This is a genomic window from Paenibacillus oryziterrae, from assembly GCF_042610485.1.
Taxonomy (GTDB): domain Bacteria; phylum Bacillota; class Bacilli; order Paenibacillales; family Paenibacillaceae; genus Paenibacillus_AQ.
The window spans coordinates 22628-44622 of the sequence record NZ_JBGJZO010000002.1; the positions used below are offsets into that span (position 1 = coordinate 22628).

At 51.1% G+C, this 21995-nt stretch carries 18 protein-coding genes; 4 read left to right on the top strand and 14 right to left on the bottom strand.

The annotated features are described in order from the left end of the window. Positions 1 to 48: 48 nt before the first annotated feature. Complete coding sequence (locus ACAN55_RS02475; RefSeq protein ID WP_379127633.1) at positions 49 to 351, top strand: zinc ribbon domain-containing protein; 303 nt, start codon at positions 49 to 51, stop codon at positions 349 to 351. Between the two features lie 90 nt (positions 352 to 441). On the opposite strand, the gene ACAN55_RS02480 is transcribed toward ACAN55_RS02475, so the two are convergent. The 4 genes from ACAN55_RS02480 to bcp all read right to left on the bottom strand — a co-directional run bounded on the left by ACAN55_RS02480 (position 442) and on the right by bcp (position 7498). Further along, on the bottom strand, positions 442 to 1944 hold the full coding sequence (locus ACAN55_RS02480) for a DHA2 family efflux MFS transporter permease subunit (protein WP_379127636.1): 1503 nt from the start codon (positions 1942 to 1944) through the stop codon (positions 442 to 444). Continuing rightward, the gene (locus tag ACAN55_RS02485; RefSeq protein WP_379127639.1) at positions 1941 to 2396 is read right to left on the bottom strand and encodes a MarR family winged helix-turn-helix transcriptional regulator; all 456 of its coding nucleotides are present in this window, start codon (positions 2394 to 2396) and stop codon (positions 1941 to 1943) included. The genes ACAN55_RS02480 and ACAN55_RS02485 overlap by 4 nt, the downstream gene beginning before the upstream one ends. A 232-nt stretch (positions 2397 to 2628) precedes the next feature. Beyond that, positions 2629 to 6909 carry an acyl-CoA dehydratase activase-related protein gene (locus ACAN55_RS02490; RefSeq protein ID WP_379128667.1) on the bottom strand — a complete coding sequence of 1427 codons (4281 nt, stop codon included), beginning with the start codon at positions 6907 to 6909 and terminating at the stop codon, positions 2629 to 2631. Positions 6910 to 7030: 121 nt separating this feature from the next. Further along, the gene (gene bcp, locus ACAN55_RS02495) at positions 7031 to 7498 is read right to left on the bottom strand and encodes a thioredoxin-dependent thiol peroxidase (protein WP_379127643.1); all 468 of its coding nucleotides are present in this window, start codon (positions 7496 to 7498) and stop codon (positions 7031 to 7033) included. 130 nt (positions 7499 to 7628) lie between these two features. On the opposite strand from bcp, the gene ACAN55_RS02500 reads away from it, so the two are divergent. Next, positions 7629 to 8669: an LCP family protein gene (locus ACAN55_RS02500; RefSeq protein ID WP_379127646.1), complete on the top strand. Its 1041-nt coding sequence runs from the start codon at positions 7629 to 7631 to the stop codon at positions 8667 to 8669. A gap of 156 nt (positions 8670 to 8825) precedes the next feature. Further along, positions 8826 to 10148, top strand: coding sequence for a glutamate-1-semialdehyde 2,1-aminomutase (locus ACAN55_RS02505; protein WP_379127648.1), 1323 nt, complete (start codon positions 8826 to 8828; stop codon positions 10146 to 10148). 57 nt (positions 10149 to 10205) lie between these two features. Here ACAN55_RS02505 and ACAN55_RS02510 read toward each other — a convergent pair whose 3' ends face one another. The 10 genes from ACAN55_RS02510 to ACAN55_RS02555 form a co-directional block, all read right to left on the bottom strand. Further along, positions 10206 to 11090, bottom strand: coding sequence for a tetratricopeptide repeat protein (locus tag ACAN55_RS02510; protein ID WP_379127651.1), 885 nt, complete (start codon positions 11088 to 11090; stop codon positions 10206 to 10208). Positions 11091 to 11105: 15 nt separating this feature from the next. Next, a complete protein-coding gene (locus tag ACAN55_RS02515) occupies positions 11106 to 12062 on the bottom strand; it encodes an ATP-binding protein (RefSeq protein ID WP_379128669.1) in 957 nt (318 codons plus the stop codon). Between the two features lie 30 nt (positions 12063 to 12092). Then, positions 12093 to 12689 (bottom strand): peptide deformylase, encoded by a 597-nt coding sequence (gene def / locus ACAN55_RS02520; RefSeq protein WP_379127654.1) that lies wholly within the window; start codon positions 12687 to 12689, stop codon positions 12093 to 12095. Between the two features lie 22 nt (positions 12690 to 12711). Beyond that, positions 12712 to 14004 carry a stalk domain-containing protein gene (locus ACAN55_RS02525; RefSeq protein ID WP_379127656.1) on the bottom strand — a complete coding sequence of 431 codons (1293 nt, stop codon included), beginning with the start codon at positions 14002 to 14004 and terminating at the stop codon, positions 12712 to 12714. A gap of 103 nt (positions 14005 to 14107) precedes the next feature. Next, positions 14108 to 14395, bottom strand: a complete 288-nt coding sequence (locus ACAN55_RS02530; RefSeq protein ID WP_379127659.1) for a hypothetical protein — start codon at positions 14393 to 14395, stop codon at positions 14108 to 14110. Between the two features lie 11 nt (positions 14396 to 14406). Then, positions 14407 to 15291 (bottom strand): inositol monophosphatase family protein, encoded by an 885-nt coding sequence (locus ACAN55_RS02535; protein ID WP_379127662.1) that lies wholly within the window; start codon positions 15289 to 15291, stop codon positions 14407 to 14409. Positions 15292 to 15472: 181 nt separating this feature from the next. After that, positions 15473 to 16480, bottom strand: a complete 1008-nt coding sequence (gene uvsE, locus ACAN55_RS02540) for a UV DNA damage repair endonuclease UvsE (protein WP_379127665.1) — start codon at positions 16478 to 16480, stop codon at positions 15473 to 15475. Next, complete coding sequence (locus tag ACAN55_RS02545) at positions 16477 to 16794, bottom strand: hypothetical protein (RefSeq protein WP_379127668.1); 318 nt, start codon at positions 16792 to 16794, stop codon at positions 16477 to 16479. The genes uvsE and ACAN55_RS02545 overlap by 4 nt, the downstream gene beginning before the upstream one ends. 43 nt (positions 16795 to 16837) lie before the next feature. Then, a complete protein-coding gene (locus ACAN55_RS02550; protein WP_379127671.1) occupies positions 16838 to 17932 on the bottom strand; it encodes a D-alanine--D-alanine ligase in 1095 nt (364 codons plus the stop codon). Between the two features lie 21 nt (positions 17933 to 17953). Further along, a complete protein-coding gene (locus ACAN55_RS02555) occupies positions 17954 to 18967 on the bottom strand; it encodes an amidase domain-containing protein (protein ID WP_379128671.1) in 1014 nt (337 codons plus the stop codon). 195 nt (positions 18968 to 19162) lie between these two features. Between ACAN55_RS02555 and acnA the strand changes: the two genes are divergently transcribed. After that, a complete protein-coding gene (acnA, locus tag ACAN55_RS02560; protein ID WP_379127674.1) occupies positions 19163 to 21907 on the top strand; it encodes an aconitate hydratase AcnA in 2745 nt (914 codons plus the stop codon). Positions 21908 to 21995: the final 88 nt, after the last annotated feature.

Here is a 21995-nt window from a genome sequence, read left to right on the forward strand (position 1 = left end):
AAGGGAATATATCGGTGTTCCCTAATCTTTATCAGGGAGTGGTCATTTATGGAAGAACATCAGGCGGTAGCACAGGAAGCGGTCTTTTGTCAAAGCTGCGGTATGCCCATGCATGATTCCGGAGTACACGGAAGTGACCGTGAAGGGAATAAGACCGCCGAGTACTGTATGTACTGTTACGAATCCGGAGAATTCAAACAGCCGGAACTTACACTGCAGGACATGATTGATCTATGCACCGGTTTTATGGTTCAGGAAGGAATGCCGGAAGAAGAGGCAAGGCAGCTGCTTGCCGTTCAATTGCCCACACTAGAGCGCTGGCGTGCTCTCCGTTCGCTGGAAGTTAATTAACTTCCTGAAGTGAAATGATCATACACAAAGGGACAGTTATTCAGGTCATCCATGACCTGAGTAACTGTCCCTTATTATTAATACGGATGATTATTGCTTAGAAGGTTCTTGTTCCGGCTTCAGAAAATCCGGCTGCGGCGAGGTCTTTTGAATAAAGAAGGACAGCACCAGCGCAGCGACCGTGACCCAAGTAGCTACTGTAAAGGCATGGGTAATGCCACTAATGGTGGCTTCCTGTTGAAGATGCAGCATGGCCGCTTGGTCATTCTGGGATACAGCGCCGCTCATCAGTGTATCGGTAATAATATCTTTGGTTCGGTTGGTCATCAGGCTGACGAACAGGGCCATACCAAGCGCTCCACCTACGGTCCGCAGTGTATTCGACATTGCTGTGCCATGGGAACTGAGGCGCTGAGGCAGCTGGTTAAGCCCTGCCGTAACGATCGGCATCATCAGCATAGACATACCGAACATCCGCGCGGTATAGGTCAGGATCAGATGAGTAAATGTTGTGGAGTCCGTGATCTGGCTGAACTCCCAAGTAGTAATCGCGGTGATGATAAGTCCGATCACAGACAGCCATCTGGCACCGATTTTGTCAAAGATAATCCCGGTTACCGGTGACATCGCACCCATCAGAATGGCACCCGGCAGCAGCATCAGACCGGATTCCATCGGCGTGAAGCCCCGGATCGTCTGAAGATAGATCGGCAGCAGAATCATACCCGAATACATAGCCATCGTAACAATGATATTAATAATGGTTGTGAGTGTATACATGTTATACCGGAAGATACGGAATTCCAGCAGTGGTTTAGAGGTTGTCAGTTCTCTTACCACGAAAAGGACTAGAGCCACCATACCCAGAATGAGGCAGGCTATAACAGTAGTGCTTCCCCATCCGTCTGTTCCGGCATCACTGAAACCATACAGCAAGCCGCCAAAACCGAGTGTTGAGAAAATAATCCCCGGTTTATCCAGTACAGGAGAACTGACTTTTCCGACATTTTGCATGGTTCTCGCTCCAAGAAGGGTGGAGAAGATGGCCAGCGGCAATACGATAAAGAATAGCACACGCCAGGAATAGTTCTGAACCACCCAGCCTGAGAGTGTTGGTCCGACAGCCGGAGCGAAGATCATGGCAACCGCCATCAGACCCATCGCTTTGCCGCGTTCTTCGATCGGGAATATTCTCAGGAATACAATATTCATCAAAGGCATTAGGATACCAGCGCCTACCGCCTGGATCACCCGGCCTACCATAATCATTTCAAAACCGGTTCCAATTCCACAAACCAGTGTACCTATGGAAAACAGGACCATCGCTGTTATGAACAACTGGCGGGTAGTAAATTTCTCGACCAGGTATGCACTGATGGGTATCAGTACACCGTTGACCAGCATAAAGCCTGTCGTCAGCCATTGTGCCGTATTGGCAACAATATGGAGGTCCTCCATCATCTTAGGCAGTGCCACGTTCATCAGTGTTTGATTCAAAAGCGCCACAAATGCGCCGATAAGCAACGCCGCAATGATTGGACCTCTGCGCAATGCCTTGGATGCTGTTGCAGCGTTAGCAGTTATTGTACTCATAGCTTCTTATTGTCTCTCCCTTGTTCTAAAATTTGAATAATTTCACCATGAATGCGCAGCAGTTCCCCTGCGTCCTCTACAGGTATGTCTGCCAGCGGCAGCAAATGTCTTCTTAGAGATTGTTTGCTTCGCTCCCTGATTTCTATACCCTTCTCCGTCAGAGAGAGCTCGAAGCTGCGGCGGTCACTCTCCGACCGCTGTCTGATCAAAAGTCCCGCTTTCACCATACGGTCAACAACCCCGCTCGCTGCACTGTTCCCCAAATGCAGCAATTCTGCCAAGTCGGTTATGCCGATTTCAGGATGCAAGGATATTTTGCGAAGAACCATAAGCTGGGTGGGTGTAATGTCGAGTTCCTCAGCGTCTTTCCAGAGCAACTGTTGAAAGGCATGGCTGATGCGGCGAAAAGAAGAGACGATTTCATCCAGTTGCTGCTCATTTTCCTCCATCATCATTCACCTCCATTAGCTGCAAATAATATATTTCGCATGCGAACTATTTTACTCTTTACCTTTTTTCCCGTCAATCCTTTACTGAAATTTTCTGAAAACCAACAAGTGAGTTTGCGCAAATCATCGGGACGGCAAAAAAAGCAGACCCGTTTGAACCTTGGCCTGCTTCCTGTATGTCATTACTTATAAGTGCTGCTGTCAAATGAATGGATTAGGTGTATATTCTATCGGTTCAGATGCCGGTCCCGGCACTTCCCAGGAGAGGCAGCGGAAGTACAGGAGCAGCTGGCGCTACTTGCTCTCTGCCGCTCTGCAAGCCGCCGGCGATGGACATCATCAGCTTGATCCGATTGGTCTGATTCACGATACTGACTCCGGCATCATAATCGATCGCAGCGATGTTGGCTCCCGGGTACAGCTCCTTAAGCCCTTTAATCATGCCGCGTCCCGTAATATGATTCGGAAGGCAGGCGAAAGGTTGAATACAGACAATGTTGTTCACACCATGATCAAGGAGCTCCATCATTTCTGCCGTCAAGAACCAGCCCTCACCCATCTGATTACCCACGGACACCAGTCGTCCCGCCTTCTCCGCAAGTCCGTATATATTCTCCCGTTCTTTCGCAAGGCCGGCAGCTTCCAGCGCATTCTTAATCGGCTTCCGGTACATCTCCAAATAGGAAATCAGCAGTGGATTGAAATAGCCAAGCCGCTTGCTTTTGCCAAATTGCTCCGCCTTGTAGATCGGATTATAGATGCAGTAGAAGATAAAATCCAGGAAATCAGGCATGACCGCTTCTCCGCCCTCGGCTTCAATCAGCTCGACAATCCGGTTATTGGCATCCGGATGGAATTTGATCAGGATTTCCCCGACAATCCCCACTTTGGGCTTCACGGCAGAAATAGACGGCAGACGGCAGAATTCCGCCACGATTTCACGGATCACCCTTCTGTATTCCCGGAACGAGAACGACGAAAGACTATCCTTGCAGCGCTGCATTCCCTTACGGAATAAAGCCTGAGTGCTGCCCGGTACCTGTTCATAGGGTCTGAAACGGTACAGCATACGCATCATGAGATCGCCGTAGCAGGCTGCGGCAATCAGGCGGTTGGCCAGCTTAAGACTGATCCGGAAGCCCGGCTGGTTCTCCATGCCTGAAGCATTCAGAGAAATGACTGGAATCTGGCCGAGGCCGGAGTCCTTCAGTGCCTTGCGCAGCAAAGCAATATAGTTCGTCGCCCGGCAGCCCCCGCCGGTCTGGGACATAATCACAGCCGTCCGGTCCGGGTCATATTCTCCGCTCTTCAAGGCCGACAGAATTTGTCCTATGGTAACAATCGCCGGGTAACAGGCATCATTGTTAACATATTTAAGTCCCTCTTCCGTCTCCTCAGGTCCGGTTGTCTCCAGTATCTTCAGGCGGTAGCCGGCATCCTGAAACACCCTCTCAAACAGTTCAAAATGAACCGGAGACATTTGCGGTGCCAGAATGGTATAGTTCTCCTTCATTTCCTTGGTAAAAGGCACATTAGGCTGCTCAACATACATCTGCCGCGGCTGTACATTGCCTTTATCCCGCTCGCGCATAGCAGCAAGGAGTGAGCGCAGACGAATTCGCGCCGCTCCGAGATTGCTAATCTCGTCAATCTTAATGAGCGTATAAACTTTATTGTTTCTCTCCATAATATCCTGAACTGCATCACAGGTAATGGCATCAATCCCGCAGCCGAAAGAAGTCAGCTGTACAAGCTCCAGATCGGTTCTGCTTGCCGCCAGACGTGCTGCACGGTACATCCGCGCATGGTAGGTCCACTGATTCACTACCATCATATCGCCTTGGCTGTTATCCAGATGGCAGACGGAATCCTCTGTCAGTACGGCAAGACCCATGCCGGTTATCATCTCCGCGATCCCATGGTTAATCTCCGGATCGGCATGATACGGGTGCCCGCAGAGCAAGATTCCCTTCGTGCCGCTCTGTGCCAAGAAATTCAGAGTCTCCTCGCCCTTCGACCGGACATCATCCTTGGCGTGATCCGCTTCGCTTAAGCCAGCCTGGACCGCAGCCGCAATCTCTTCTTTAGGGATATCGGTAAACGTACGAACCAATACTTTCGTTAATGCTGCAATATCATCAAAGGTCAGGAACGGACTGACAAGCGGAACTCCGTTCTCCTTGAGACTATCCATATTATTGCGGATAACCTCTGGATAAGAAGCCACCACCGGACAGTTGAAGTGGTTATGCGCAGCTTCATCCTCCTTCTTCTCATACACTACAGCCGGATAGAAAATAAAATTGACACCCTTGCCGATCAGGCTCTGCACATGGCCATGGGCCATTTTGGCAGGATAGCAGATCGATTCGGACGGAATGGTGTCCATTCCGCTCTCATAGAGCTTCTTGCTGGATTTCGGTGACAGCACAACCCGGTAGCGTAATGCGGTAAAGAACGTATGCCAGAATGGATAGTTCTCAAACATGTTCATCGTGCGCGGTATACCAACGACTCCGCGCTCCGCCATGACCTCCGGCAGCGCCTCGTAATCGAAGAACCGCTCATATTTATACTGCATCAGATTCGGCAGTGTGTTCTTCTCTTTCTTTCTTCCTGCGCCGCGCTCACAACGGTTGCCTGTCACATGAAAGGTCTTATCCGGGAACCGGCTGATTGTCAGCGCGCAATTATTGGCACAGCGGCCGCAGCGGCCGGGCGATACTTCATACGTGAAGGCTTCAAGCTCTTCCGGTTTCAGCAACGTGCTTACTGAACCTTCTTCCGCACGCTCCCGGGCAATCAGAGCCGAACCATAGGCCCCCATTACGCCGGCAATATCCGGCCGCACAACCGTCCGTCCGGTCAGGCTTTCGAACGCCCGCAGAACACCCTCGTTATAGAAGGTTCCTCCCTGGACGATAATGTTCTCTCCTAAATCTTCGGGATTACGGATCTTGATGACCTTCTGCAGGGCATTCTTAATAACAGAATAAGCAAGCCCGGCTGACAAATCAGCAAGTGAAGCTCCTTCCTTCTGTACCTGCTTCACCTTAGAGTTCATGAATACCGTGCAGCGTGAACCCAGATTTACAGGCTGGGTAGCACTGAGTGCAGCTGCTGCAAATTCCTCGATTCCCATATCAAGGGCCGAAGCAAAACTCTCCAGAAACGAACCGCAACCCGCCGAGCAGGCCTCGTTCAGCATTAAGCTGTCGATAGCCCCGCCACGGATCTTAATGCATTTCATGTCCTGTCCACCGATATCGAGAATAAAATCAACCTTGGGCATAAATTTCGCAGCAGCTTTATAGTGGGCAACCGTTTCTACTTCTCCGCCGTCGGTCTTCAGTGCAGACTTAATCAGACCCTCTCCGTAGCCGGTAGCACAGCTCCCGGCAATATAACTGCCCTCAGGCAGCATTCCGTAGATTTCAATCAATGCTTCCCTAACGGATTTAAGCGGATTCCCCTTGTTACTCCCGTAAAAGGTATGAAGAATTTCATCGTTTGAGCCCGTAAGCACAAGCTTAGTCGTGGTAGAACCGGCATCAATCCCGAGAAACAGCGGTCCCCGGTAGGCAGCAAGCTCAGCCCTGGGGGCAGACGCTTTGCCGTGACGTTCGCGGAACTCCTCCAGATCCCTTGGAGTCTCAAATAGTGGAGGCAGCTCTGCATCCTGATTGCGGTCACTAGCGAAATCTACGGCGCTGAGGCGCTTCAGCCACTCTTCCAGCGAAAGAATCACCGGCTCCTTGAGGGATAAAGCTGAGCCTATGGCAACGAAATACTGGGACCGGTCGGGGAATATAATATCTCCCTCCGCGAGTCCCAGCGTTTCCGCGAAACGGGCACGCAGCTGAGGCAGAAAGGTCAGCGGTCCGCCAAGAAACGCCACCTTGCCGCGAATCGGACGTCCACAGGCTAAACCGCTGATCGTCTGATTCACAATACTTTGGAATATTGATGCCGCCACATCCTCACGGCGGGCGCCTTCATTCAGCAGCGGCTGAACGTCGCTCTTAGCGAATACGCCGCAGCGTGAAGCAATGGGATAGATCGTCTCATGTTTCTCAGCAAGTGCATCGAGTCCCCCAGGGTCCGTCTGCAGCAGGGCCGCCATCTGGTCAATGAAGGCTCCCGTTCCGCCGGCGCAGGCATTATTCATGCGCTGCTCGATCCCCCCGCTCAGATAAATGATCTTGGCGTCTTCACCGCCGAGCTCAATCGCTGTATCCACCTGCGGGATGATTTCGCTTATTGCTGTCGTACAGGCAATGACCTCCTGCACAAAAGGAACTCCCGCTAATTTGGATAAGGACAGCCCGGAGGAACCGCTTACAGTAAGGGCTGTTTCCCTGCCCGGAAATCTGCTTTGGACCTCAGACAACAGGGCAAGTACGGCTTTTTTTATATCGCTATAATGTCTTACATAATCTTGATAAATAATGGCACTTTGCTCGATGACGACCAGTTTGGCGGTCGTTGAACCGATATCAAGTCCGATACGTAACATCATCACTCCATCACCACGCCTTGTTACAAATTTGAAGTAATCCCAGCAACTATATCATGGAGGAGCAGTGCTTTAGCTGTTAAAAATGTAACAGCAAATAAGGAAAAGTTACCAGTAATCCCTATTTGGCTTGGAATTGCCGTATTGTGTTCTCGACATGACCCTTCACGCGTATTTTGCGCCACTCTTCCACTAATACACCCTGTTCATCAATCAAAAAAGTAGAGCGGACAATCCCCATAAATTCCTTGCCGTACAGCTTCTTGAGCTGCCATACCCCGAACATTTCGGCTACCCTGTGCTCCTCATCCGCAAGCAGCAGGAACGGCAGGCCGTATTTGGCTGCGAATTTGATGTGCGACTGCACACTGTCCGTGCTGATTCCTAGTACCACGGCTCCCTGAGCCGTAATGATGTCATGCGCGTCACGAAATTCACAGGCCTCCTCGGTACAGGCAGGCGTCATATTTTTCGGATAAAAATAAAGGAGAATCTTCCGTCCCCGGTATTGGCTTAAGCTAACGAGAGTTCCGTCCGAAGCCGGCAGTGTAAAATCGGGCACGGCCTCCCCTATGGAAATAGTCGGCATCGCGTATGTTCACTCCTTAGATTATGTATACAGTTATCTCTAAACCTTGGCAGACTTATGTCCGAAATTGATTGTATCCCTAAAAGAAATTATAATGTAGAGAATGTGAATGTGAAAGGAAGAACGAGAAATGCCTTCAAGAACAAAACGTCATGCCAAACCGGGCAAGTCTAAAAAACCGCTGCTCTGGACCTTAGCTATTATTCTTTTGCTGATCGTCGGGTTTGTAGTTTATTATTTCACAGCTATTGTGAAAAATCTGGACGATTTCAGCAAAGATGGTGAGAGTTCACCCTTTAAAGATGTTGTCGCAGCCGCCAGCCCTGCCCCCGAACCTCCTAAATGGGAAGGTACAGAGCCGGTAAATATCCTGCTGATGGGTGTAGATGCCCGCGGAGTTAAGGAAGGCGAGGTTCCACGCTCAGATACCATGCTTGTCGCTTCCCTCGATCCGGTGAAGAAAAAGTTCTATGTATTCTCCATTCTCCGTGATACGTATGTGGATATCCCCGGATATGACAAGGAGCGCATTAATACGGCCATTACCCATGGTCCTAACACAGCTATGGAGGCAGTAAGCAACCTGCTTGGCATTCCGATTCAATATTGGGTCTACACTGACTTCCAAGGGTTCATCAAGCTAATTGATGCCATCGGCGGAGTGGATTATGAGGTCGAGAAGGATATGACCTACAAGACCAAAGCCGACGGGCCTGAATATGATATTGATCTGAAAAAAGGCTTCCAGCATCTGGACGGAAATATGGCACTGCAATATGTCCGTTTCCGGCATGACGCCACCTCCGATTTCACCCGGACGCAGCGCCAGCGCGGATTCTTGAGTGCTGTAGCGGACAAGATGAAGAGTTCGACCTCACTGCTCAAACTTCCGACCATCCTATCAGAAGTGAATCCATACGTGGATACCAATTTGAATCTGGATGATATGTGGAAGCTGGCCAGTGTGGGCTATGAGAGCAGCATGGGCGGCAGTGAGCAAGTACCTCCAATGGATCTGCTGGTAGAAGAAAAGACTCGTGGCGGCTCCGCCGTAATCGGTGTGAGCAGTATTGATGAATTGCATCAATTTGTGCAGGATACAATGACCGAACCTGTACCTACAGTCTCTCCGGAAGCTACCGCAGGCAGTAATGTGGAATCGGGCCAGTAATAACGATTACCGAATTTCCCTGAACCTGACATAACGCGGGCGGACGGGCGGAAGGCAGCAGACAAGCTGTCCTCCGCCCGTTTCCCTGCTCACAAACCGATTGACAAGCTGAGAACGCTTTGCCCAATTTGTATTAACGAAAGGATGTATAGTCTTATGAACAGATCCACATCAGAGCAACTTTATCAGGAAGCCCTTGAACATATTGTCGGCGGCGTCAACAGTCCTTCACGATCCTTTAAGGCAGTAGGCGGTGGTGCTCCCGTATTCATGAAACGGGGCAGCGGCGCGCATTTCTGGGATGAAGATGGAAACAAATACATAGATTATCTGGCCGCCTATGGTCCGATCATTACCGGACACGCTCATCCGCACATTACTGAAGCCATAACAAAAGCAGCGGAGAACGGCATATTGTACGGAACCCCAACGAAGCTTGAAATCAAGCTTGCCAAAATGCTCAAGGAAGCTATCCCTTCCATGGACAAGGTTCGTTTCGTTAACTCCGGTACCGAAGCTGTAATGACCACCATCCGTGTGGCCCGCGCATACACCAAACGCAGCAAAATCGTTAAATTTGCCGGTTGCTACCATGGCCACTCCGACCTTGTACTGGTTGCCGCAGGCTCCGGACCGTCCACACTCGGCATTCCGGATAGCGCAGGAGTTCCGGCAAGCATCGCCCAAGAGGTAATTACTGTTCCGTTTAACGATCTGGACGGTCTGCGTGAAGCGCTCGATACTTTCGGCGAGGATGTAGCAGCCGTAATGGTGGAGCCTATTGTCGGCAACTTTGGTATGGTAATGCCAAAACCCGGCTTCCTTGAAGGACTGTGCAAGTTAGCCCATGACAACGGGTCGCTGGTCATTTATGACGAGGTAATCACAGCGTTCCGCTTCCATTACGGCTCTACACAGACTTATACCGGACTCGACAACCACGAGGATATCATGCCTGACCTGACGGCGCTCGGCAAAATCATCGGCGGCGGCCTCCCGATCGGCGCTTACGGCGGTCGCAAGCATGTTATGGAGCAGGTGGCTCCGCTCGGCCCTGCCTACCAGGCAGGTACGATGGCGGGCAATCCTGCATCCATATCCGCTGGTATCGCCTGCCTTGAAGTTCTAAGCGGGGAAGGCGTCTATGAAGATATGGAACGGCTCGCCATCCGTTTGGTGGAAGGCCTCCAGGAATCCGCAGACCGTCACGGCATTCCGCTGACGATCAACCGGATCCGCGGCGCATTCTCCACCCATTTCTGCAGTCACCCGATTACGAATTATGAGGAAGCACAGGACACGGACGGTGAAATGTTCGCCAGCTTCTTCCGCCACATGCTCAATCGGGGGATCAATCTCGCCCCTTCCAAATATGAAGCCTGGTTCTTGACCACGGCGCATACGGACGCTGATATCGATGCCACTCTGGATGCAGCCGAAGCCTCCTTCCAGGCAATGGCGACCGAGAAGACCCGCTAATCAATAGGAATACAGAAAAAGCCGCAGCTTTGAAAGTGTGGCTTTTTCTGTATTCCTCTACATTTTTATTTTCCTGAATAAAGAACTCCACCCGAAGACCTGCACCCTTACAAGCAGCTTGGAGATCCAGTGGGACAAGATATATACGATAATGAGCAATACAATCAGCGGCCGAAAAAGCAGCCAGGCGACAACCCATATCATCAGAAGCTGTGAAAGCTTCAGTCTCCGAAGAATAGCAGGAACCAGCAGAATGCGGTAGAACCAGAACTTCTTTTGCAGGCTGTTTAAATATTCCTGTCTGATCTGTGCATCTTCCGGATTAAGGCGGACCGCATTTTTAAGGAACTCGATTTCTTTCTTGTAATCGCCCCTCTTCTCCGCGGCCCAGGCCAGGTACATAAAAGTCTGGTCATTCTCCGGATCATGGTACAGCGCAGACGCCTCGGAAGCAAGCGAACCTTTGAAGTCTTTCATATTGGCTCGAAGATAGCTGTCGGCAGCCAGATAGAGCCCGCGGTCCGGTTGGAGATACAGCGCATGGTTCAGCGCCTCCCGCGCTTCCTCCGTCTTGCCTTTTTTGTGGTACAGATTAAAGGTTAGATACGAATAATTGCTCTCCAGCGGATCCAGACGTCTGGCCTCACGCGCTGATTCCAGGAACAATTCTTCCTTACCCGTGGCATACAGCACTACCGTACGTACGAACCAGGCTATGGTGTTCTCAGGATCATAACGAAGAGCTTCGCCCGCCCAATGCATGGCTTTGTTATTATTTCCCGCTTTCATATGAATCTGGCCCAGCATGGCATAAGCCATGGCATTCTCCGGTTCTCCTGCAATCCACTTCTCAGCTTCTGCAATCGCTTCGGGATAACGCCTCCAGTTCATCAATTGAAGTGTGCGCTCGTAGTATGCCGGATTATCCTGTGATTGGGACAAGAGGCAGCACCTCCTTTACTTAATCCTGTGAGTCTTGATATAATCCAGCACCAGCTCATAGTCCTTATTGATATCACTGAAGGTAGCATAATTTCTCGCCGTGGAGAACCAGTCGAGCGTTGTCGCTTTCCGTCCTTCTATGCTCCGTTTCATATCATCATCGGTAATCGGTTGGATGGTTCCGCTCTCAAGGGAACGCTCGATCGCCCGCTCCACAGCATCCCGGACAATCTGCTCCAGATCCGCCCCGGAGAAATGCGTCGTCGCCCCGCCCCACCGTTCCACATTCAGCTTCTCCTGCGGCTTCCCTTCTAGCTTCAGCTTCAAAATCGCCTCCCGCTCAGCCGGCTCCGGTGGGGGTACAAAGAACAAATGATTGAACCGTCCGGGCCGGCGCAGTGCCGAATCTAAATACCAAGGGGTATTGGTCGCACCGATTACCAGTACTTCCTGATTGAAGGATTGGAGTCCGTCCAGTTCGGTAAGCAGCTGGTTAACGAGCATGCGGTTATGGTGCTGAGACATATGATGGCGGCTTCCGCCCAGCGCATCCAGTTCATCCATGAATATGACGCAGGGCTTCTCCTGTCTGGCTTTCTCGAAGAAGTCATGCAAGTTATTTTCACTCTGTCCGATATACATGGACAAAATAGCCTGTAGCTCAACGTGCAGGAAATTGGCGTTGATCTCTCCCGCGATCGCCCGGGCTAGATACGTTTTCCCGCAGCCGGGAGGGCCGTACAGGAGCAGGCTTCCTCCCGCTGTTTTGCCAAACGCCTGGAACATTTCCGGCTGCTGCAGCGGAAGAATGAAATTCAGACGGATTTTCTTCTTCAATTCTTCAAGTCCGCCTACATCCTGAAAAGTTACTTTAGGCTGCTCACTCTCAACCAGGCTGCTGTTGTTGCTGTCAAACGATATCACCTTAAGCTTAGGCCGCAGCCGGTTTTTGTCCTGATCCTGATCCGACACTACATTCACTACCTTTCACAAGAATGGATACTACTCGTACAGATTGCGGATTTCCACATTCTGCGGAAGCTTGAACGGATGTTTCTTGTTGATCCGGTCATAGAACATAATGCCGTCAAGATGATCAATCTCATGCTGGACAACAATCGCAGGATAACCCTTGAATCTCAGCACGACCTCTTTGCCGGAAAGATTGTAAGCTTTCACCTTCACCGACTCATACCGCGGTACGAAACCTTGAACCGGCCGGTCAACCGACAGGCAGCCTTCGCTCTCCGGTAAATAGACCATGGACAACGAGTGGCTGATGATTTTGGGATTCACCAGGGCATGCTCGATCAGCTTCCCGTCCTCATAAAAATGCATAACGAACAAGCGCTGCAATAGTCCAATCTGATTGGCCGATAATCCGACACCCGAGCGAAGCTTGAATTTGGCAGCCACTTCCGGATTCTGGCTGTTCTTCAGAAACTGCATCATGCACTGCAGCGTTTCACGGACTTCTTCCGAGAAAGGAACAGGTACTGGCTTCGCGACTGTCCGCAGCACCGGGTCACCTTCACGTATGATATCGTCCATCGTAATCGTATAACTGGCATTGAATTTAGTACCGGACAAAGGATTCATCCACCTTTTCTTTAGAGGTTAATTATGGATTAATAAAAGCGGTTCGCAGCTGCGAGCTGTATTTCACATCAAAACCAAGCCCGGTGGCAAGTGCAGCCAGGGGCAGATAGGTCTTATCTTCTTTTCCGACCTTTTGCAGGAATGCAGGTGTTGAAATCGCCACGTTCCCGCCATTCACCTTGATCGTCTTGGAGCCAATAGTAATTACCACTGTTCTGCCTCCATACACAATAGTGGCACTGGACGTTTTGTTATCCCACTTACCTGAAGCCCCAACCGCTTTCAGTACATCTCCCAACGCTAAAAAGTTCTGATTATTCTTAACAATCGGTTTATTCGGTGTATTAAGCTCCGTTCCCTTTACGACAATGGACATCTGCCCGGCCCCCGGAGCCATTGCAGCTGCTGCCGGAACGCGGTACTCTCCCCACTGCACTTCGGAGAATACCCTGGCAATCTTCTCATACCCAAGCTGGGTCGGATGAAAATCGGCTTCTCCCGCTCCAATAATGTGAGTCAGGGAGCCCTCGGTACCGGCGAAAACCTTCGCTACATGTGCCACACGAACAGCCGCACCTTCACGATTTAAACTAGCCACCACACCGTCCACTGCAGCAGTCATGCTTGTAGCGGCGTCCATAAGCTGAGAATAATATGAACCCAGCGCAATTTTAGGGGCGGGCTGATATTGGTCAGCTATAATTATGGTCGCCTGCGGGTTCACTGTCCGAATGTTCTCAAGGGCAACTTTAACATTGGTCACGTAATCGGTCAGCTTCTGCTCCAATTGAGTCTGAAAATCATCATATGCAATCGTCTTTACATTTAGAAACAAGGAGCTTACATCATTGCCGCCAATTGTAATTGTGATTAGATCTGCAGCTTTCAATTCTGCCGCTATTTGCGTGGTCTGGGCGGCAAACTGGGCAATCCGAGGATCACGAAGGCCCGGCTGAATGCCTTCCGGTGTAATACTGGTGCCTGCTGCAATCGCGCCCACATAATTACGCAGACCCACTGAGGTTAGTCCGAGAATACCGTAATTAGCCAATGAAGTCCTGCCATGGTACCAACCTTGCTCAAGCAACCGTTCCGCATATCCGTAAGGCTTGGTATTGGGATCAGTCATTCCAGGCTCATACCCTGCGGTGACGGAATCTCCCAGGGCAACAATGCTAAAGACATCCTGTTCCGGAGTTTCCGCCGCTGACGCCGTAGCCCCGGTTAGAAACCCGTCCCCCGCAAAGGCAATCACCGAGAACAACAGAAGGCTGCTTGTGCCTGCTGCCAGAATTCTTTTCATTGATTTCAGCATGATACTCCCCCTCACATGTAATGCTCTTATTCTATCATTACTGCAGGCAGCACAAAAGAGCGGCTTCCCCCAGTGGGTAAGCCGCTCACATTACATGATTTCTTTATTCACCGCTTCGTGTAGAACCACTGTCGTCCCGGGACGGATCCGTTTCCATCCGCTGGCTATTCTTGGTCTGTTCCAGATACTTATCATACCGGTCATCCAGCTCGCGTCCGATCTTCCGGTAGCGGAGCGTCTCCTCCACAATAGGATCAAGCGTAGTTTGGATACGGATCTCATACTTTGGAGAAATACTTCTAATCTCCTTGGCCGTACGATCTCCCTGCTCCATTTCACCATCAGTGAGCAAATCGCTGAGCTTGCGTTCCAAATCATCGTTCTCGTTCATAACAAGGCCTCCTAAAGGGGGTAACCCGTTGCGTCTGCAGAACCAAGCGAAGAGACAAGCGCCTCATGAATCTTGCCGTTGCTGGCGATAACATTGCGTGTACCGATATCATATGGACGACCGAGCGTGTCGGTCACCTGTCCTCCGGATTCCCGTACGAGTAACACTCCTGCTGCACAATCCCATGGATTAAGCCCAACTTCCCAATAGCCGTCCACTCTGCCTGCCGCTACATAAGCTAAATGCAGCGCAGCCGAGCCGCCGGCACGAATGCCGCGAACCTGCGGCATCACACTTTGGAGCCCTGCCATATTTACCGGCTGTGCAAATTCACGATCAGGCGGAAAACCCATAGCGATCAGGCTATCCCCAAACTGGGTTTCAGCCGACACCAAGGTAGGAACACCATGCATATAGGCTCCTTTGCCTTTCTCGGCAACAAACATTTCATCGCGGATAGGATCATAAATCACACCAACCGCTAATTCGCCGTGCACAGCAAGTGCTATAGATACGCAATAGAACGGAAAACCATGAACAAAATTCGTTGTACCATCGATGGGATCAACAATCCATACAAATTCCTTCTCCCGCGCTTCCTCAAGTGCTGCTGTAGCGGCCGCTGCTCCGGGTTCAACCCCTTCTTCACCTAAAAAGGTATGATCCGGATAATGGGTAAGCACGAGTCTGCGGATCATCTGCTCAACGCCTTTATCGACCTCGGTAACCAGATCCTGCGCAGATGTTTTTGTACCTAGCTCCTTTACCAGACCCTGTCTGCTCTTGATCCACTCACCGGCCTTGGCAGCTGCATTGATCGCTACCGCCGTATAACCTTTACCTGATACTACATAGGGTTCACGTTCGTTCCGGCTATTCGGATTTATAGGATTCATCTCTTCACTCCGCTCTCTGTCTTAGTCACATCCGACTTATCATATGTAAATGCAAAGCACGGTTTCTTCCGCATATTGCAAGGCAGTATGCGGAATCTGCGGCCTTGTAGACATTTCTTTTTAAGTTTGCGCTGCTTTTTATTCACCGTACCTTATTTCCATCCGTAGATCAAGTAGGTTCTTACGGTTCAATATTTACACTAGCCCCGTCTATTACAGTGATCCCCTGGTCAAACCCTGCCAGCTCTTTAAGGGCCTCCATCAGGCCAAACAATGCACTGTCTTTCCCTTTGGCTTCGATCATAACATCTACTGCTGGCGTAGATGCTGCGATGCGCCGCAGAAAAGCGAGCAGCGGCGTTGGCTCGACTCCTTCGGCATGACTGCGGGGGTCAGAGGGGCTGCGCGGACTGGAGACATGAATCTTAGGCGGTAAGTGTTCACCTGGAGCCACATCTTTCAAAGCCAGTGGAGTTTCCCAGGTCTTCCGGATATCATCCCACAGTTCCCAAGGCATTTCCCTCTCGTTATTCACCCACTGATGATGAATATCCAGCACCATGGGGAGACCAAGCGCCTGGCAGACCGTCAGTGTCTCCGGAGCATTAAAGGTCTTGTCATCATTCTCCAGCGTTGTCCGTTCCTGAAGCATTAGAGGCAGATCTGCGAACTGCTCCTTAAAGCGCGCTGCAGCTGAAGGCTTGTCCCCATAAGCACCGCCGATATGAATGTTATTCTTCGCTGTGGCAGACAAGCCCATCGCCTGCAACATACGTACATGATGCTGTAAATCACGAATGGAGCTCTCCAGAACCTCCGGCCTGGGTGTACTGAGCACCGTGAAATGGTCCGGATGAAAGGAGACTCTCATCCCATGTTTCTTCACGTAGTCTCCCACCTCGATGAAAGCATCCTCCAGTGCTGCAAAAGGGTCCCATTCCTGAAGATCGGGATGTGTCGCAAGCGGAATCAGCTTGGAGGTCAGCCGGTACACCTGAATATCGGATGCCGCATTATGCCGCAGAAGACGAAGCGTGTTATGCAGATTCACCCGGGCAATCGATTCCAGCTTCCGGATAGCCGCCTCGCGGTCATTCAGTTTGTTGAACGAAGCCATGGTCATCGTCTTCGAGGGCGAACAGTCTGCAATCACAGTTGACATGGCCACATACCCGAACCGGACAATCACTCCTGCTCACCAAAAAACATTTCGTACGCCAATGCCGTCTGCAATCTGGATTCTTCCTCATTCAGTTTGCGTATGAGTTCCATTTCAACAGCAGTAATCTCATGCCCCTGAAAATTGATCTCCGCGATTGACGCAGAGATCTTGACGATAGCTACAGCCACATTGTCCGGGGTATAAGCAATAACCTTCTGCCCCGTCGGATAGATGCGGAACCCTTGCTTCACCATCTTGCAGCGGCCATACTCCAGCAGCTCATACAACTCCTGCTCATTCTTAAATTTGCATACTGAATTAAATTCCGTTTGAAAGCCCATAATTCCACTCCTTTTCCGGCGGGGATAGGTCCCGGCCTGCCTTTTATTGCTCGTTGTCGTATTTCAGGCTTTGTTTGTACTGATGACGCTCCAGCGCAAGCCCGATCATCCGGTCGAGGAGCGCCTTATAGGAGAGTCCGGTTTCACGCCACAGCAGCGGATACATGCTGTAGGGAGTAAAGCCAGGCATTGTATTCACTTCGTTAATCAGGATTTTGCCGTCACTCTTGCGGATGAAGAAATCCGCACGGGTGATGCCGCTGCCTTCTATAGCCTTGAACGCCGTCAGCGCCGACTCCCGCAGTTGGTCAGCAACCTCAGGATCCACAGGTGCCGGTATTATCATTTGCGACTTCCCGTCGATATATTTTGCGGCATAATCGTAATATTCACCGGAAGAGACGATTTCACCCGGAACCGAAGCTTCCGGCTCATCATTACCAAGCACACTGACCTCTACCTCACGGGCATCTACAAACTCCTCAATGATAACTTTGGTGTCATACCGGAAGGCCAGCTCAACGGCCTTGATCAGGCTGTCTTTATCAACCGCTTTGGAGATCCCCACACTGGAGCCCAGATTGGCAGGTTTCACGAATACAGGGTATCCCAGGCTATCTTCCACACCCATAATCAATTCGTGGCTGCGGCGTTTCCATGAGCTGACATTGAAGTAGCAATACAGGCATTGATCCAGTCCGGCATCGGCAAAAAGCTTCTTCATCACAACCTTATCCATACCGGCCGCTGAAGCGAGCACACCTGCTCCAACATATGGAATGTTAGCCATTTCAAATAGTCCCTGAATGGTGCCGTCTTCGCCGTAAGTACCATGTAAAAGCGGGAACATAACATCTACAGCCTTCTGTTCTCCGGACATGCCGCTGAATACTTTACTTATAGCCGCCCCCATGTCTTCGGATGCTTCAGGAAGCATCAGCTGCTCCAGATGTGTGAACGGCGCTGACAGCTTCTCTACAACTTTCCAGAAGCCCTGTTTGCTTATATAAAAAGGTACGATCTCGTATTTATCGTAGTCAAATGCGTTCATGACCGCCAAAGCCGTCTGCAGCGATACCTCATGCTCTCCGGATTTGCCGCCATACGTTAGTCCTACGGTTAATTTATTATCCCCCATGCCCTTTAACCTCTTTCCGAATTATAAATAGTCATTAATATGAAAAAAACGATAGGCTGTATTGTCGGTCCAGGCATAGGAATCGCGGTAATCCCAATATCGGTGGCGGCTGCTGACCGTATGTGCATTGACCAACGGCATGCCGCCTGCATCGAATGCTGTCACAATCGTACTGTGCTGGTATTGTCCGTTACCATCCCAGTCATACTGGATGATATCCCCTAACATCAGTTGTTCGGGACGATTCACAAGTTCTGCCCGCAGTCCGATACCCCGGGATGTGCTCAAATACCGCTGCAGACTGTCTGAGACTGACCAGCTGTAGCTCCACCATTCCTGACCTCCGTTATAACCTCTGTACCACCAGCCCGTTTCTCTTTTACCAGTATAGTTGATAGGCGCTCCCCCTGCAAAGAGACATTGCGAGACATAATTGGTGCAATCCACGGCAAACGTTTCAAACTCTGGGTTCCCCTCCTGCCACCAGCGGTCCGCATAGGCTGCCGCTTCTTCACGGCGGTACAATGCCCCACGGGGATTCCCAAGACTACCCAGTACCTTCCGGTTAAGCAGTGGCTGTGGCAGCAGAGCCCCTTGCTCACGTTCCAGTACACGTTCAGAAAAAGGCGCCTTGCGCAGCCCCTGACGTTCGGGGACCGAATGCTCCACCGCGGCAATCTCCCAGCCATTCTCTGCAAGGTTGAACGTGATCATTTCCGTATTTATTATATCCTCACGGTGGCTCATGCCGCCGAGCTCATAATACAAGGCACTATGCAGTGAAATCTCCGCAGTAACCTCGGAAGGCGTATGCCTGACTGTTCTGATGGTTTTGACTCCCGTCTCGCCGCGAAGGGGTTTGATGCCTCTCTCTGCATACCATTTCGCAAGCCTTCGGCCGCGTTCTCCCTGCTCTACCAGATACCGCGGATCTTTTACGGCGGAATGCCTTGGCTCTGTACGCGGCTCGACTCTGCCCCGATTCATGTGATCTACATAACGGTACAAGCACTGTTTCCACTGCTGCTCCATAATATCATCCCACCCTTCTTTCCTGTTTGGCTGCTGCACTATATATATGAGGATAAACAGAGAGCTATACAGATAGAATGAATTATGGTGGCATAAATAGAAGGAAAAAAAACTTTACTCCCCCCTTTGTAAACGTTATAATTATTTCAAAAGCAATTTGAAATACAGTTTCACTAGATGAAACAAGGAGGCGCATTTATGCCAAGCAAGGACCATTTCTCGCTGGCCCGCACCCTGGAGTCGGGCGGCAGAAGCTACCGCTACTATCATCTTCAAACCCTTGAAGAACAAGGGCTGGGCGACATCTCTTCTCTGCCATTTTCCATCAAAGTCCTGCTCGAAGCCGCTGTCCGCCAATTTGACGGGCATGCCATCACAGAAGATCATGTGAAACAATTAGCCGGTTGGGCTGGCGGCATCGACCGCACTAAGGAAATCCCTTTTATCCCTGCACGGATCGTCCTCCAAGACTTCACGGGGGTACCGGTGGTTGTAGATCTTGCGGCTATGCGTGATACGGTGAAAAAAGCAGGCGGCGACCCGAAGAAGATTAATCCGCTTGTACCCGTAGACCTCGTTATTGACCACTCTGTTATGGTTGATGCCTTCGGGACCGCAGATGCTCTCGAATACAATATGAACGTTGAGTTTGAACGTAATGAAGAGCGCTACCGCTTCTTGCGCTGGGCGCAAACGGCTTTCAATAATTTCCGGGCAGTACCTCCGGCGACCGGGATCGTGCACCAGGTTAATCTGGAATATCTGGCCTCTGTGGCCGCCACCAAAATCATTGACGGTGAAACGGTTGTTTATCCGGATTCACTGGTCGGCACTGACTCCCACACCACGATGATCAACGGCCTCGGTGTCGTCGGTTGGGGTGTTGGCGGGATTGAAGCCGAAGCCGGCATGCTGGGACAACCGCTGTATTTTGTCACTCCGGATGTGGTGGGCTTCAAGCTGACCGGCAGTCTGATGGAGGGCGCTACTGCAACAGATTTGGCGCTTACCGTTACACAAATGCTGCGTAAAAAAGGCGTCGTAGGTAAATTCGTCGAATTCTACGGACCTGGCCTGGCCAATATCAGTCTGGCTGACCGCGCAACCGTAGCGAACATGGCCCCGGAATATGGAGCCACCGTTGGCTTCTTCCCTGTAGATGACGAGACGCTCGTATATCTTAGAAATACAGGACGTCCCGACGAGCTAGTAGCACTGGTAGAGTCCTACTATAAAGCCCAAGGCATGTTCCGTACGGCAGATACGCCAGATCCGGTATTCAGTGACTTCATCGAGCTGGACCTCGCTTCGGTCGTGCCAAGTCTGGCCGGACCGAAACGTCCTCAGGACCGGATTGAATTGACTCATATGAAGGAGAACTTTGAAGGTATCATTCGTACACCTGTAGATAAAGGCGGGTACGGCCTCAGCGATGAGAAGATCGCCCAGCAGGTCGAGATCCAGCATAAGAACGGCAGCATCAGCAAGCTGAGCACGGGGGCGGTAGTCATTGCAGCCATTACAAGCTGCACCAACACCTCTAATCCAAGCGTTATGCTTGGCGCAGGCCTTCTAGCCAAGAAAGCTGTGGAACGCGGGCTGACCAAGCCGGGTTACGTGAAGAGCAGTCTGACACCAGGTTCGCTTGTTGTTACCGAATATCTGGAGAAGGCCGATCTGCTGAAGCCTCTGGAAGCACTTGGCTTCTATTTAGCCGGATACGGATGTGCCACTTGTATCGGCAACTCCGGCCCGCTACCGGATGAAGTAAGCCAGGCCATTGCCGACAACGACATGACAGTAGCCGCAGTTATCTCCGGCAACCGGAACTTCGAAGGCCGAGTGCATGCTCAGGTTAAGGCTAACTACCTGGCTTCACCGCCGCTTGTCGTTGCCTATGCGCTGGCAGGCACAGTGGACATTGATCTGCAGACCGAACCGCTGGGATATGATCCGCAAGGCGAGCCTGTTTATCTAAAAGACATCTGGCCGACCTCGGCTGAGATTCGTGAAGCGATTGGCTTGTCTCTCAGTCCTGAAATGTTCCGCCGGAAATATGAGAATGTATTTACCGCCAATGAACGCTGGAATTCCATCGCCGTACCGGAAGGCGAGCTGTATGAGTGGGACGACAACTCCACCTATATTCAGAATCCGCCATTCTTCGAGCATCTCGCAGAAGGTCTCGGTGATATCGAAAATATCGGGAATGCCCGTGTGCTGGCACTGCTGGCCGACTCGGTCACAACCGACCACATCTCCCCGGCCGGGAATATTTCAACAAACGGTCCGGCAGGCGAATATTTGCGCGGTCATGGCGTCGAGCGTGCAGATTTCAACTCGTATGGCTCCCGCCGCGGCAATCACGAGGTCATGATGCGCGGAACCTTCGCCAACATCCGTATCCGTAACGCCGTTGCTCCCGGAACGGAAGGCGGCGTAACCACCTTCCTTCCAAGCGAGGAAGTCATGTCTATCTATGATGCCTCTATGCTATATCAGCAAGCCGGACAGAACCTTATTGTCATCGCCGGCAAGGAATACGGAACCGGCAGTTCCCGTGACTGGGCAGCCAAAGGTACACTGCTGCTTGGGGTTAAAGCCGTGATTGCGGAGAGCTTCGAGCGGATTCACCGCAGCAATCTCGTCGGTATGGGCGTCCTGCCACTGCAGTTCCAGGAAGGCCACGGCTGGGGCAGTCTTGGACTGAACGGCCGGGAGACATTTGACATCACCGGACTTAACAATGAGGTCCTGCCGAGTCAGGAGCTAACCGTTACCGTCACCCGCGAAGATGGAACCAAATTCGACTTCCCTGTCATTGCGCGGCTCGACAGCACCGTGGATATCGACTACTATCGCAACGGCGGTATTCTGCAGACCGTACTTCGCCAGATGCTGGCGGATGCAACGGCATCCGAATCCGCCCTCCCCGTGGAATAATCCACGCGACGCTACACCGGCACTGATCTATTGCATGAAATAGATTGCTAAAAAGGCCTATCCCTAAGGGATAGGCCTTTTTCAATAT